Below are 13,695 nucleotides of genomic sequence, written 5' to 3' on the forward strand. Positions count from 1 at the left end.
CCCTGCCGGGGGATTGACCACTCACCCGGTAGCGATTTGTTTCACAAATCCCATCGTTCCTCGACCGTTCAGGATGGTATAACGTCCTGCGGCAACCGGGTTGCCGCAGACAGCCCACATACCTGAAGGTGTATATGAAACAGATTACTTTCAGTGACCTGCAGCAGCAAAGCGAGCAGGCCGCACATTCTCCTCGCTTACGCGCGCACCGTAATTTACACCCTGACCTGAGCGAGCCGGTGCAGCGCTTAGCCATTGCAATGGAACCCGGTACCTATGTACGCCCCCATCGCCATCCGCACACGTTTGAACTGCTGACGGCGCTGAGTGGTCGCTTTCTGGTGCTGAATTTTGACGACAGCGGAAACGTGACCCGGCGCGTGGTGTTAGGCGAAGAGTGTAAAGTCCTGGAGATGGATGCCGGAACCTGGCATGCCGTGCTGTCGCTGGATAGAGGCGGCGTCATTTTTGAGGTTAAACACGGGGCGTATCAGCCCGTGCCCGAGCATGATACCGCCCCATGGTCACCAGCAGAAAACGAGCCCGGCACCGAGAAGCTGATGCAATGGTACGCTCAGGCACAGGTGGGTGACGGTGGTTTTACCCTGTAATTATTCTCTTATGTGCCCGGCGCGCGGAAAGGCGAGCCGGGTAAAGAGATAAGCGCTCACCTGAATCAACTCACCGTACTAAAAAGCCAGTCACGAGCAGTCGACAGCGTCACAAACGGGCCTGCCAGCGTGCTGTTGCGATGGGCAATAATGTCGCTGGCGGATAAATAGTCATTATCCATTGTGGTATGCGCATCTGAAATTAATACCGTCCTGAAACCCAGCTCTGGCGCGGCCCGGCAGGTCGTATCGATGCAAAACATATTAATACCTTCGCTGATATGTCGAGTATCGAGGGTGGAAATTACCTTCTCTGAATTGCCACCGAGAGTTCTTTTCAATACCATCAATATGCATGTAAATATGACTAAAATCATACCAACATATTTGTTAGATGCGGGTTTGTCGGTTCGACCTTTAGCACAATCCAACTGTGCGAGAGATTGAATAATAACCGCTGTGTTTCGATAAAAATCACAAAAAGGATGTGCGTATGTTGAAAAGATTAGTCGCGGGAAAGATGAGCTTACCGATGACTTTCTGGGGATGGGGAATTTGCGGTAATTTTCTACTGGGTCTCATTGGGCTTGCTGGAGTGCAGACCGGTCACCCGGCCATGGTGCCGTTTTCCTATATACTTAAAGCCATTCTGTTCAGTGCTGTACTTTCCGGCATAACTTTCATTCTGCGTCGAAAAATCACAATATTGGGTGGGATCGCTTTTTTTATTATTTTGATTCAGGTGATTATGAGTGTAGTGATGACGATAGGCCTTTTCTCGTTATTTTTTGAATAATCACAAGAAAGAGAGTTCCGGTTTGCCAGCAGGATCCCTGACGGTTAGTAACATCGAGAACTCGTGCCTCCTATTGGCGAAGGAGGCACGCCGTTGCTGGCTGGATAGCCGATATTATTTTAGGTCGCGGATCTCGTTCAGGAATTCCTCAACCTGCTCAGGCGTAGCCGTGTCTGCCTGGTAAAGGATTTCGAGCTTAACGTTCTTCAACCCGCAGAAGCCAAATACCCCTTCGATTATCTGCGTCTGGATCGCCGTCGAATAGCCGTGCTTGTCGAACCCGGTAAGATCGCTACCGCCGGTGGCAATCAGGCGGACGGGAACATCACGTAAGTTGCCCACAATCCGGCCGTCGTCGGCCACCTTATACGCCCAGTTCAGGGTTAACACGCGATCGAACCAGCCTTTCAACAGCGCGGGAACCGACCACCAGTACACCGGGAAGACGAATACCAGCATATCCGCGCGCTCGACGCGCTTTTGCTCGCGCAGAATATCGTCGGGGAGGGCGCTCGGATCGCCGTGATACAAATCGAGATCGGCGCGGGTCATCGCCGGATTAAACCCTTCAGCATGCAGATCGGCGATCTCAACCTGCGTACCTTCCTCGCGTAATTTCCCGGCAATACGGGCTGCCAGCGTATGGGATAACGAATTGTCGATCGGGTGTGCCGTCACGATCAGCGCGTTTTTAATAGCATGGGTTGCAGACATAGCGACCTCCAGATGGGGGAGAAGTGATGCCTATATTACTATTGGTAACTTAGGTGTCAATCCGCCCCCGGCGATCATTTTGTGCTATTCGCGTAGGTCTCCAGCACCCCAGTCATGACGCCGCAGAGCATATCTTCTGCCACATTCCGGGCGAGCACGCCGTTGCCCGCCGAGGTGCTGAGCGCCTCCGCCGCGCCAATGATGGCCGTCAGTACCGCTTCTCCCTGAACGCCTTTTAAGACGATAAAAGGAGAAAGTGCGGTGCGCAGGCAGTCGGCGCAATCGGCCACGCATGCTTCCCGAAACGTCTGCAGCGCGCGAGAACCGGACAGCGCCGCGGCGATTGGCCCGGTTTCAGGCCCGGCGGCAATGGCACAGTCGATATAGGCCGCGCTGAAAAAGCGGATCGTCTTCTCCAGCGTTTTGCTGTCTACCGCCAGCGTCTCCCTGAATTTCGCCAGCTGCCGATCGCTATAGTCCTGGTACAGTGCCATCAGCAGCCCCTCACGATCGCCAAAGTGGTCGTAGGGGATAGGCTTGGTCACGTTGGCCCGTTCTGCCAGATAGCCAAGGGTCAACGCCTCCGTGCCTTGCTGACGCACGATCCCTCGCGCAACCTCCAGCAGCTGCACGCGGCGGTCCTCTTTTCTTAAGCGCTTAACAACCATGCTTGCCTCAGGTCAGTTATCTACTGATGGTAGTTTACACGTTTTCCATGGCATGCTGCACGCGTTGTTCAACCGGGCGGATCCGGAACCAGATCGCATACATCGCGGGCAGGAAGACGAGCGTAATGATCGTCCCGCCCAGCGTGCCGCCGATCAGCGTCCAGGCCAGCGTGCCCCAGAATACCGAATGCGTCAGGGGAATGAACGCCAGCACGGCCGCCATGGCGGTGAGTAAGACCGGCCGCGCTCGCTGGACCGTTGCCTCGACCACCGCCTGGAACGGATCGAGGCCGTCCCTCTGGTTATGATCGATTTGACCGATCAGAATCAGCGTATTGCGCATCAGAATGCCGGAGAGGGCGATCAAACCGACCAGCGCGTTGATGCCAAACGGCTGATTAAATATCAGCAGGGTCGGCACAACGCCAATCAGCCCCAGCGGCGCGGTTAAGAACACCATGACCATTGCGGAGAGTGAGCGCACCTGCAAAATGATGATCAGCAGCGTCAGGGCAATCATGATCGGGAAGAGCGGTAACATGGCCTGCGTGGCTTTGCCCGACTCCTCAATCGACCCCGCCATGTCAATGCGGTAGCCGGCCGGCAGCGTATCAACGATCGGCTGGAGCAGCTTCATGATGGCGACCGACACGTCCGGCGGCTGAAGATTGTCGGCGATATCGCCCCGTACGGTAATCGTGGGGGTGCGATCGCGACGGCGCAGGATGGGGTCTTCCATGCCGACCTCTATCCTGCCAATTTGAGACAGCGGCACGCGCTGTCCGGCATTGCCGACCAGGGTAAAGCCTTCGATTTTTGCCGGGTCAAGGCGGATATCACCCGCCGCGCGGGCAACGACCTCTACCGATCGAATATCTTCCCGCACGGAGGTGACAGGCACGCCTGAGAGCAGGAACTGAAGCTGCCCGGCAACGGCGCTGGAAGTTAAGCCGGTCGCCTGCAGGCGGTTCTGATCGAGAGTGAAATGGAGCACGGGAACGCGCGAGCCCCAGTCGGTATTGACGGTTCTCATCATCGGGCTTGCCAGGAGCACGGCTTTCACCTTATCAGCGATGTCATGCACCTGTTCGACATCCGGCCCCGACACGCGCCAGGCAACCGGGAAAGGCGAGTAGGGGCCAAACACCAGCTGCGTCACCCGCACGCGGGCTTCGGGCGCAAGGCCGCTGGCGACGGCCTCCCTGAGCCTGAACTTGAGCGCCTCGCGTGACGTCTCGCTGTCCGTCAGGATCACGATTTTCGCAAAAGAGGGATCGGGCAGCTCGGGGGCCATTGCCAGATAGAAACGGGGCGAGCCCTGACCAATATAGGCCGTGACGATTTTGGCTTCTGGCTGCTTGCTCAGCCACGCTTCTATTTTTGCAGTAGCAGCGCTGGTTTGCGCAATCGAGGTACCATAAGGCATCTGTACTTCAACCAGCACTTCCGGGCGATCGGAGGTCGGGAAGAACTGTTTTTTTACCAGCCCCATGCCAAGCACGGCCAGAATGAAAATGGCGACTACGGACCCGGCCACGCGCCATTTTCTGGCGATAACGCGGCCAAGCAGCTGGCGAAAACGGTTATAGCGAGGCGTGTTATAGATGGCGGCATGGCCGCCTTCCACTTTGGGGATCGCCGGCAGGATCTTCACCCCCAGATACGGCGTGAACACCACCGCAACAAACCATGAGGCAATCAGAGCGAGGCCGACGATCCAGAACATATTGCTGGTGTATTCCCCGGCGGTCGACTGGGCAAACCCATTTGGCATAAAGCCAATCGCCGTCACCAGGGTACCGGCCAGCATCGGCGCGGCGGTGTGGCTCCAGGCATAGGCTGAGGCTTTGATTCTGTCGTAACCTTCCTCCATCTTCACCACCATCATTTCGATGGCGATAATGGCATCGTCAACCAGCAGGCCGAGGGCGAGGATCAGGGAGCCCAGCGTGACGCGGTCAAAGTTTATTCCCGCGGCCTCCATCACCACGAAGACGACCGCCAGCGTCAGCGGGACCGCCGCCGCGACCACCACCCCCACGCGCCAGCCCATGCTGATAAAACAGACCACCATAACCACGAGCAGGGCGACGAAGAATTTGATCATAAACTCATCGACCGACGAGCGGATATTCACGGACTGGTCGGTGACCTTGGTCAGGGTCATGCCAAGCGGCAGGCTATCATTGATTTTCGCCGTCTCCGCATCCAGCGCTTTACCCAGCGCCAGGCCGTTCCAGCCCTCACGCATGACAACACCCAGCAGCAGGGCGGGTTCATGCTGATTGCGTATCAGCATCGTCGGGGGATCTTCATAGCCTCGTTCAACCGTTGCCACATCCGACAGCGTGAGCGTTTTGCCCTGAGCGACTAAAGGCGTATCGCGGATTTTCTGCAGTTCATCGAACGCGCCGTCCAGGCGGATAAAAATCTGCGCGCCCCGGGTCTCAATGGCGCCCGCCGCGGCCAGGGCATTCTGGTCGTTGAGGGCATTGAAAATATCCTGCGGTGAGAGGCCCATCGTCGCCAGACGGTCATGGGAGAAGGCGATATAAATCCGCTCGGCCTGTTCACCAATGATATTCACTTTTTTGACCCCTGGAACGTGCAGAAGCTGCTGGCGCAGGCCTTCGGCATCGCGTACCAGTTGCCGCTGCGGTTCGCCTTTTGCTTTCAGAGCAAAGAGGGCAAAGGTGACATCCGAGAATTCGTCATTGATCATCGGGCCGATGACGCCCGCCGGGAGACGCTGGGATTCATCCCCAAGCTTTTTACGCGCCTGATAGAACTCCTCCTGCACTTCGGCTGGCGGGGTCTTATCCTGCAACGACAGCGTGATAAATGCCATGCCGGGACGGGTATAGGTTTCGGTACGGTCATACCATTTGAGCTCCTGCAGGCGCTTTTCCAGCGGCTCCGCGACCTGATCCTGGATCTCCTGCGCGGTTGCGCCCGGCCAGACGGCAATCGCCGTCATCTGCTTCACGGTGAAGGGCGGATCTTCCGCGCGTCCCAGTCCAAAAAAAGCGTAAATACCGGCAATGGTCACCAGAACGATCAGAAACAGCGTGACGGAACGCTCGCGGACGGCCAGCGCGGACAGGTTGAAGCGACTTTGGCTCATGGCGCGTTCTCCGCCGGAGCGGCATGGCGTTGTTCTGCAACCCGGACAACTTCACCTTCGTGCAGAAGATGGGCGCCTAACGCAACAATCTTCTCCCCGGGCTTCACGCCGCCCGTGACCTGGACCGCATCTTCGCCCACGCTCAGCACCTTAACCGGCGTCCATGTGACCTTTTCTGGCTGGGCGGAAATGCGCCAGACGCCGGGCCCTTTACCCGCATCGTAGAGTGAGGCCAGCGGGACCTGCATCGCCTGACCTTCCGTTTTCGGGTCTTCAAGGCTGAGCGTGACGGTCGCCCCCAGCGGCGCGTTCGCCAGCTGGCCAGCCAGCACGTAGCGGGCTTCATACGTGCGGGTTGTGGCATCCGCGGAGTCAGACAGCAGGCGCAACGTGGCGGTGACCGGGTGTTGTTCACGGCCATAAAGCGTGGCTCGTGCTTCGCTGCCGACGGCAGGGCGCAGCGTCTCCGGAAGCTGCACGAGCGCTTCGCGCTGTCCCGCTCTGGCAAGGCGGATCGCCACTTGCCCGGCGCTGACCACCTGACCGGGTTCGGCAAGCGTCTCCATCACCACGCCGTCTGAATCCGCCAGCAGGACGGCATAGCCCGTGGCGTTTTGCGCCACGTTGGCCTGCGCCCGGGCGGCGCTGAGATCCGCCCTGGCCGTATCGGCCGCCGCTTTAATCTGATCGTACTCCGCGGCGGACACCGCGCCGGATGCCACCAGACCGCGATAACGCGCCTCATCGCTGGTGGCTTTTCTCGCCCGCGCCTGGGCAGCATCCACCGCGCGCTGCTGCGCCTGAGCCTGTAATTTCAGGTCAACCGGATCCAGACGCAGTAAGGGCTGGCCCTGTTTGACAGTCTGACCGGTATCCACCAGACGTTCGAGGATTTTACCCTGAACCCTGAAGCCCAGGTCGCTTTGCGTTCTTGCCACCACCACGCCCGTAAAGGTGCGAGCGGCTGGATTAGCCATCTCGACGGAGGCGGATCTGACAAGCGGTGGCCTGGTGCGTGGATCGTCACTCGCGGAAATATCGCCGCATGCCGCGAGGGCAAACGGCAGAAGACATATGGCAAGGCGGGCTGAAGTGAGCCTGAGCATGGGAAACCCTTTTGAAGTAACAGGACAGTTTCCGCATTCTGTGATTAGTGACCAATAAAGTCAATGGTCACTAATCAGGGGGCCAGGCTTCTTAAAATCAGTGAGGAGAGGAGTACCGCTGCCGTTGGGGCAGTTTCAAGGTTGTACTGCAGCTGAACGGGGTTAATGTAAGGGCACATCACCATGTAAACGGCGCAGGTGACCTCATCCAGTGGCGTCTTCCTTTCGAACTCTCCAGCCTGTCTGCCTTCGATAATGATGCTCTCAATCAGCTTCAGGAGGCTTTCGGTATACCTTTCCGTCGAAGGCCACTTCTCCCGTGACGCGACGGCGGCGATGTCGTAGAGCTTGCGATCGTGAAAAAACAGCTCGCTTCCGGCCTCGGTAAGTGCTTTAAAGAGACGGCGGAGTTTTTCGCTGGCTGACGGCGCATCCGCAATGGCGGAAAGCACGGCCGTCATGATCAGCTCCAGGCGGTTAGCGCAGATCACCTCGCCGATAGCCTGCTTGGAATCGAAGAACTTATAAATATAGGATTTTGAAAAACCGATAGATTTCGCCAGCTCGGCGACGGTGGTTTTTTCATAGCCGTAGTGACCGAAGTGCTCAAAGGCCGCTTCGACGATTTGCTCTCTGACAGAATGGTCAAGTGGACCACGTATTGATGGGGCGTTCATAGTTTTAGTCATTATGTAAGCTTAGCGTGACGAGCTACGATTGACAACGAGTGACCATTTCGTATTTTGGTTACATCCGTTTTCGTCGTGAGCCGCTCAGACGGGACGATCAACCAGGTGGGGTAAGTGTATCACTGTTTTTCGCGCGCTATGGCATCTATCTGTCTGCGGGGGCGAGGAGGCCGCAATAGCGATGCGGCCTTGTCTGTCAGGCAGCCAGTTCAGGCATTTGCTCCTTTACGAAATTCAACACCTTTTTCGCGTCCAGAGACGCGTAGGGAAGACTCTCAATGATGGCGATTGAACGTGTATTGCCCACCGTTGCGTGTATCTCGTCGAGTTTGTACTGAATATACGGCGCGATAAGAAAACCGTCGAAAGCGGGGGCGACGCTGGCGAAGTTATCCAGCCCAACGGCGCTAATCATCAGTGGATAGCCTTCTTGTTCTGCCAGGGACTGCATTTTTTTGGCAAGAGCGTTTGCGGTATTACCGAACAAACAACATATCAGAAGCTTTTTCATATTTTGTTCCTCCTGAAAACCGCTCATAGGGTAGTCCTGAGGTAGTCACCGAAATGCGCGCTATCTCTGATTTTGGTGACAAAACTATAACCCCAGATCGCTCAATGAGGGATGATCGTCCGGGCGTCTACCCAACGGCCAGTGGAACAGTCGCTCGGATTCTTTTATCGGAATATCGTTAACGCAGGCAAAACGGCGCTTCATCAGTCCGTCCGGTTCAAACTCCCAGTTTTCATTGCCGTACGAGCGGAACCAGTTGCCGGAATCATCATGCCATTCATAGGCATAGCGAACGGCGATGCGGTTATCCGTAAACGCCCAAAGCTCTTTAATCAAACGATAATCGAGCTCTTTTTTCCATTTCCGCTCCAGAAACGCCTGCGCCTCTTCACGGTTGGTGGCGAACTCCGCGCGGTTGCGCCATTGAGTATCCAGCGTATAGGCCAGCGCGACCTTCGCCGGGTCGCGGCTATTCCAGCCGTCTTCTGCCAGTCTGACTTTTTCGATGGCGCTTTCACGCGTGAAGGGCGGTAAAGGAGGACGTGCGTTCATGGCGGTTACCTCAATGTGATTTTATGTAGACAGATCTGTCTACCCGGTGTAATCTATGCCTGAAAAATAACGCTGTCAACACCCTTTTTGAGGCTGTCGAAAAAATGAAAACCGAACACGCAGGCAACGAAACAAAAATTAGCGTCCGGGATAAAATATTGCTTACGGCGCACGATCTGTTTTATTCCACAGGCTTCAGAGCGACGGGGGTGGATACGCTGATTAAAGAGGCGAAAGTGACGAAGGTGACGTTTTATCGCCATTTCCCGAGCAAAAGCTTACTTATTCTCGCCTATTTACACCATCGGCATGAAATATGGGTTAACTGGTTTGAATCCGCGCTGCGCCGACATCTCGATGAGGGCGAAATACCTGCTGAGGCGATATCTGCAACGCTCTATGAATGGTTTATTTCGCCTGAATTCCACGGCTGCGCGTTTATTAATGCCAGCGCCGAAGCCAAATCCGAAGATATTGAAAGCGAAATAAAAGCGATATGCCGCGATCATAAAATCGAAACTAAGAATATTATTGCGTCGCTGACGAAGATCGCGGATGAGCACGTCGTCAATGAAATCATGTTGCTCATTGACGGTGCCATTATTCATGCGCAGATGGGCATGGAGACGGATGAGGTCATTGCTCCGTTGAAGAGGGCATTAGCCGGGTGTACTTAACGTCGTTCACCGCAATACTATATGCTGCAAGAATTTAACTTTTTTTGTCTTTCTCGTTTCGCACGACATCACACGTAAAGCGGCTAGTAAGGATACCTTCCATGACTCATCGAATTCGACAGGCCACCGGGGCCGATTCTGCGCTCTTAAGCGAACTTGGATACCGCATTTACCCCGCCCATTTTCAGCATCTGTGGGTATCAGACGCCGAGATGAAGGCCTTTCTGGACGGCGAGTACGCCGTTTCTGTACTTGAACAGAGCCTGAAAGAGCAGAATGTGACCTGGTATATTGCACAGACCGATCGGCCTGTGGGATTTATGAAAGTGACCTGGGACGCCATGCTTCCAGAAACGGACAAGAGGGGCGTTCTCCTCAATAAGCTCTACCTCGATCCTGCCGAGACCGGCAAGCACTATGGTCAGGACATGTTCAATAAAATTATCGACATGGCCCGGAGCAGGGGAAAGGACTATCTTTGGCTGGAAGTGCTTGAGCAGAACGCAGGAGCGTACCGGTTCTACCAGAAGCAGGGCATGCTCTGCATTAAGAACGTCCTTTTTGAAACAGCCTCACAGCAGAGCATACTCAGAATTATGGGGATGTCTCTTTAGGGCCAGGGCTATCGTCCCGCTGCGCCAGAGACAGCGCGCTGGCGCTGGCGGGGTCGAACAGCGAGATGCTCTCAATCTGATTAAGCAAAATCACCTTGCGGAATGACATGGCGCTGCGGGGTTCAGAGTCGAGCGTAATGTCATGCTCCGCATACCACCTGCTGTAATTATTCTCGATACGCAGATCCATCGTCTTCGCATCCCGGTACCCGCTCAACATTGGGATCAGCACAATATTGGCCGTTTTTTCATATTCCAGCGTCGCGGTGTGGATCATACCGACGTAAATCCGCCGCGACCGGAGTGTGACCTGCGCCAGCTCGCCTTGCTCCATACACTGATAGAGCAGTTGTTCAATCCCGCTCGCCTGCGCAAGCCGTTTGTAGAGCTTTTTCCGGCTCTCGCCGTCCAGCCTGGCGCTGCCTGCCCAGTTAGAGCGGTAGAGGCAAAACAGAATGGCAAACGCCAGCATCACCACCACCGGCGCCTGAATACCTAAAAAACTCCAGTTCATAAAGTCGATTTGCCAGTCGGTGTATTTCGGTGAGGCAAAGTGAAAAGCGTTGTTGGCGGCGGAAAGGGCGAACAGCAGCAGCCAGAGCAATCCCGTGGCGATTACGCCCTGCAAAACGAAAATACAGCCGTAAAGCGCGACGAGAAAATAGACGTCCCAGCCAAAGGAACGCTTAATTTTAAAGCGGGTCGACAGGTCGCGGCTGGTGTACCAGTACCCGCAGACCATCAGCACCATAAATATCGCCGTTCCCATATCAGGCCCTCTTCAGCGCGTTAACGTGACGCAGAAAGTCCTGCCGCACCTCGTTGCTCTTGTAGTTCACCGAGGCGTTTCCGTCCTGATCGATAATGATGCGGTCGCCATCTTCCACGGCTTCAATAATTTCCTGCTGACTCATCACCTGCAGTAAGGATTCCGGGCTTGAGAATAGGGAGAGAAAGAAACGTTTCATGTCAGGCATCCTTATGAATAAAAAGGATAAGCCTGGAAGATGACGGCTGAATTTGCCTTAAGGATAACCTGAAAGTGAAAGTCGGGTGGCGGCTACACCTTACCCGGCCTACAAAACCGTCAAATGTTTGAGCTTTCAACTTATTGATATTTATGGGTAATAAAAAATAAATTTGCACAAACTTGGACAAATAACGTTAATTGTGTAAGTTTTAATTATGCGATTACGCCACGTTGTTTACAGCCAGGATGTGACCCATGAGCACTTTGCCCTCTGTCGTGAGTCGGTTTATTGAGTACTATGCCGCACTGGATAGCCAGCCGCCGACCGCGCTGGTCGGGCTTTACCATTCGAATGCCACCCTTATCGATCCGTTCGGCGAGCACAACGGTATTTTCGCGCTTCAGCGCTATTTCACCCATCTGCTGGCAAACGTCGAGCAGTGCCGTTTTTCTATCGATCCGCCGCTCTGCAGCGGGAACCGGTTTGTTGTCACCTGGGTAATGCACTGGTCGCATCCGCGCATTGCCGGAGGCGAGCCGCTTGAACTGCCAGGATGTTCGGTGGTGGACACCGAAAACAATCTCATCACGCGTCAGCGGGACTTCTACGATGCGGGAGAGATGATCTACGAACACCTCCCTCTGCTGGGCTGGGCGGTACGCGGCGTGAAGCGGAGGGTCAAATCATGAAGACGGTGCTGATTACCGGCGCAAGCTCTGGCATCGGCGCGGGGCTGGCGAAGTCCTTTGCTGCTGACGGCTACCACGTGATTGCCTGCGGGCGCGATCCGGCGCGGCTTGAAGCGCTACATCAGACCTGCCCCAGTCTCACCGTTCGCCTGTTCGATATGACAGACAGGGACGCCTGTCGCCAGGCGCTCAGCAGCGTTTACGCCGATCTGGTTATTCTCTGCGCCGGTACCTGCGAATATCTCGACGGCGGCGTGGTGGATGCGGCGCTGGTGGAGCGGGTCATGACCACCAATTTTCTCGGGCCGGTGAACTGCCTGGCCGCGCTGCAGCCGCAGCTGGTTGCCGGTAACCGCGTGGTGCTGGTGAGCTCGATGGCCCACTGGCTTCCCTTCCCGCGGGCAGAGGCCTACGGCGCGTCCAAAGCGGCGCTGAGCTGGTTTGCCGACAGCCTGCGTCTGGACTGGGAGCCAAAGGGGATTGCCGTGACGGTCGTCTCTCCGGGATTTGTCGATACCCCGCTGACGCGGAAAAACGATTTTGCCATGCCGGGCAGGGTGAGCGTTGACGAAGCGGTCAAGGCGATCCGTACCGGGCTGGCGAAGGGCAAAATGCATATCGCGTTTCCGGCCGGGTTTGGCCTTATTTTGCGGCTGCTCTCCGGGCTGCCCGCGTTTTTGCAGCGCACGCTGCTGCGCAGGATGGTGCGCTCATGAACATTGCAATTATCGGCAGCGGCATCGCCGGGCTGACCTGCGCCTGGCGGCTGGCAGGGCATCATCAGGTAACCCTGTTTGAAGCGGGCACCACGCCCGGCGGCCATACCGCGACGGTTGACGTCTCAACGCCCCAGGGCACATACGCGATCGATACCGGGTTTATTGTCTACAACGACCGCACCTACCCGCGCTTTATGGGCCTGCTCAGCGAGCTCGGCATCAGCGGGCAAAAAACACAGATGAGCTTTTCAGTACACAACCCCGAGACGGGGCTTGAGTACAACGGCCACACTCTGACGTCGCTGTTTGCCCAGCGCCGAAACCTGGTAAACCCGGCATTCTGGCGGCTGCTCGGTGACATCGTCCGCTTTAACCGCCTGGCGAAACAGGCCATTGAAGGGGAAGTCGATCCGAACGCCACGCTGCAGACGTTTCTGGACCAGCACGGCTTCACGCCGTTTTTTGCGCGCCACTACATTCTGCCGATGGGGGCCGCGATCTGGTCGTCGTCGCTGCAGGAGATGAAGCGTTTCCCGCTGCCGCTCTTCCTGCGCTTCTTTCACCATCACGGCCTGCTGGATATTACCCAGCGTCCGCAGTGGTACGTGGTGCCGGGCGGCTCGCGGGAGTATATCCGTGCCATGCTGGAAAAACTGGGCGACCGCCTGACGCTGCACCTGAACGCGCCTGTTCTGCGGGTGAGCCGCCACGCGCACGGGGTCACGCTCCAGCTTGAAAACGGCAGCCACACCTTCGACCAGGTGATATTTGCCTGCCACTCCGCCCAGGCGCTGGCCATGCTTGACGACCCGACCGCCTCAGAGCGCGAAGTGCTGGGCGATATCGGCTGGCAGCGCAACGAGGTTGTTTTGCACAGCGATCCGCGCTGGCTGCCGGTGCGACAGCGCGCCTGGGCCAGCTGGAACTACCGCCTGAGCGCGCAGGAGCAGGCCAGCGCCTGCGTCACCTACAACATGAACATTCTGCAGAGTCTGCCTGCGGGCAGCCCACTGTTCTGCGTCACCCTGAACCCGGACGAGCCGGTGGATGAACGCTTCGTCCTGCAACGCTTTGTCTATGAGCATCCGCTGTTTAACCCGCAAAGCTGGCGTGCGCAGGCGCGCCGTGGGGAGATCAACGGTCATCACCGGAGCTGGTTCTGCGGCGCTTACTGGTACAACGGTTTTCATGAAGACGGCGTGCGTAGCGCGCTGGACGTGGTAAATGAAATAGCCGCCGGGGAGGGGAACTGAC

Annotated in this window: 16 protein-coding genes and 1 pseudogene; 7 read left to right on the top strand and 10 right to left on the bottom strand. The window is 56.4% G+C overall.

Annotation, left to right across the window (positions count from 1 at the left end; translation table 11 throughout):
- The first annotated feature begins 134 nt into the window (after nucleotides 1-134).
- Nucleotides 135-611, top strand: coding sequence for a WbuC family cupin fold metalloprotein (locus APT89_RS16670; RefSeq protein WP_047365261.1), 477 nt, complete (start codon nucleotides 135-137; stop codon nucleotides 609-611).
- Nucleotides 612-676: 65 nt separating this feature from the next.
- Here the strand turns inward: APT89_RS16670 and APT89_RS16675 are convergent.
- Nucleotides 677-871 (bottom strand): annotated as a pseudogene (locus APT89_RS16675) (isochorismatase family protein); the annotation flags it as partial.
- A gap of 233 nt (nucleotides 872-1,104) precedes the next feature.
- Between APT89_RS16675 and APT89_RS16680 the strand changes: the two are divergent.
- Nucleotides 1,105-1,407 (top strand): hypothetical protein, encoded by a 303-nt coding sequence (locus APT89_RS16680; RefSeq protein WP_047365260.1) that lies wholly within the window; start codon nucleotides 1,105-1,107, stop codon nucleotides 1,405-1,407.
- Between the two features lie 114 nt (nucleotides 1,408-1,521).
- Here the strand turns inward: APT89_RS16680 and APT89_RS16685 are convergent, their stop codons facing one another.
- The 7 genes from APT89_RS16685 to APT89_RS16715 form a co-directional block, all read right to left on the bottom strand.
- Nucleotides 1,522-2,121, bottom strand: coding sequence for an NAD(P)H-dependent oxidoreductase (locus APT89_RS16685; protein WP_041910147.1), 600 nt, complete (start codon nucleotides 2,119-2,121; stop codon nucleotides 1,522-1,524).
- Nucleotides 2,122-2,195: 74 nt separating this feature from the next.
- A complete protein-coding gene (locus tag APT89_RS16690) occupies nucleotides 2,196-2,789 on the bottom strand; it encodes a TetR/AcrR family transcriptional regulator (protein ID WP_041910145.1) in 594 nt (197 codons plus the stop codon).
- A gap of 34 nt (nucleotides 2,790-2,823) precedes the next feature.
- On the bottom strand, nucleotides 2,824-5,913 hold the full coding sequence (locus APT89_RS16695; RefSeq protein WP_047365259.1) for an efflux RND transporter permease subunit: 3,090 nt from the start codon (nucleotides 5,911-5,913) through the stop codon (nucleotides 2,824-2,826).
- Nucleotides 5,910-7,019, bottom strand: coding sequence for an efflux RND transporter periplasmic adaptor subunit (locus tag APT89_RS16700; protein ID WP_060573014.1), 1,110 nt, complete (start codon nucleotides 7,017-7,019; stop codon nucleotides 5,910-5,912). Before APT89_RS16700 ends, APT89_RS16695 begins: the two co-directional genes overlap by 4 nt.
- Nucleotides 7,020-7,093: 74 nt before the next feature.
- Nucleotides 7,094-7,708, bottom strand: coding sequence for a TetR/AcrR family transcriptional regulator (locus APT89_RS16705; RefSeq protein WP_041910138.1), 615 nt, complete (start codon nucleotides 7,706-7,708; stop codon nucleotides 7,094-7,096).
- 196 nt (nucleotides 7,709-7,904) lie between these two features.
- Nucleotides 7,905-8,219 (bottom strand): PTS sugar transporter subunit IIB, encoded by a 315-nt coding sequence (locus APT89_RS16710; protein WP_060573064.1) that lies wholly within the window; start codon nucleotides 8,217-8,219, stop codon nucleotides 7,905-7,907.
- 84 nt (nucleotides 8,220-8,303) lie between these two features.
- Nucleotides 8,304-8,771 carry a nuclear transport factor 2 family protein gene (locus tag APT89_RS16715; protein ID WP_060573016.1) on the bottom strand — a complete coding sequence of 156 codons (468 nt, stop codon included), beginning with the start codon at nucleotides 8,769-8,771 and terminating at the stop codon, nucleotides 8,304-8,306.
- 104 nt (nucleotides 8,772-8,875) lie between these two features.
- On the opposite strand from APT89_RS16715, the gene APT89_RS16720 reads away from it, so the two are divergent.
- On the top strand, nucleotides 8,876-9,448 hold the full coding sequence (locus tag APT89_RS16720) for a TetR/AcrR family transcriptional regulator (protein WP_045630374.1): 573 nt from the start codon (nucleotides 8,876-8,878) through the stop codon (nucleotides 9,446-9,448).
- A 101-nt stretch (nucleotides 9,449-9,549) separates the two neighbouring features.
- On the top strand, nucleotides 9,550-10,062 hold the full coding sequence (locus APT89_RS16725) for a GNAT family N-acetyltransferase (RefSeq protein WP_041910132.1): 513 nt from the start codon (nucleotides 9,550-9,552) through the stop codon (nucleotides 10,060-10,062).
- On the opposite strand, the gene APT89_RS16730 is transcribed toward APT89_RS16725, so the two are convergent.
- Together APT89_RS16730 and APT89_RS16735 are read right to left on the bottom strand one after the other, a co-directional pair.
- On the bottom strand, nucleotides 10,043-10,831 hold the full coding sequence (locus tag APT89_RS16730) for a hypothetical protein (RefSeq protein WP_041910130.1): 789 nt from the start codon (nucleotides 10,829-10,831) through the stop codon (nucleotides 10,043-10,045). The two genes, APT89_RS16725 and APT89_RS16730, sit on opposite strands and share 20 nt — an antisense overlap.
- 1 nt (nucleotide 10,832) lies before the next feature.
- A complete protein-coding gene (locus tag APT89_RS16735; RefSeq protein WP_008502331.1) occupies nucleotides 10,833-11,030 on the bottom strand; it encodes a hypothetical protein in 198 nt (65 codons plus the stop codon).
- A 257-nt stretch (nucleotides 11,031-11,287) separates the two neighbouring features.
- On the opposite strand from APT89_RS16735, the gene APT89_RS16740 reads away from it, so the two are divergent.
- Genes APT89_RS16740 through APT89_RS16750 form a run of 3 tightly spaced genes read left to right on the top strand, consistent with a single transcriptional unit; the run spans nucleotide 11,288 to nucleotide 13,694 of the window.
- Nucleotides 11,288-11,722 carry a nuclear transport factor 2 family protein gene (locus APT89_RS16740; protein WP_028013056.1) on the top strand — a complete coding sequence of 145 codons (435 nt, stop codon included), beginning with the start codon at nucleotides 11,288-11,290 and terminating at the stop codon, nucleotides 11,720-11,722.
- A complete protein-coding gene (locus APT89_RS16745) occupies nucleotides 11,719-12,438 on the top strand; it encodes an SDR family NAD(P)-dependent oxidoreductase (protein WP_060573018.1) in 720 nt (239 codons plus the stop codon). Before APT89_RS16740 ends, APT89_RS16745 begins: the two co-directional genes overlap by 4 nt.
- Nucleotides 12,435-13,694: an NAD(P)/FAD-dependent oxidoreductase gene (locus tag APT89_RS16750; protein ID WP_060573019.1), complete on the top strand. Its 1,260-nt coding sequence runs from the start codon at nucleotides 12,435-12,437 to the stop codon at nucleotides 13,692-13,694. Before APT89_RS16745 ends, APT89_RS16750 begins: the two co-directional genes overlap by 4 nt.
- Nucleotide 13,695 lies beyond the last annotated feature (1 nt).

Origin of the sequence: Enterobacter sp. 50588862, assembly GCF_001462935.1 — a bacterium.
GTDB classification, from domain to species: domain Bacteria; phylum Pseudomonadota; class Gammaproteobacteria; order Enterobacterales; family Enterobacteriaceae; genus Enterobacter; species Enterobacter bugandensis.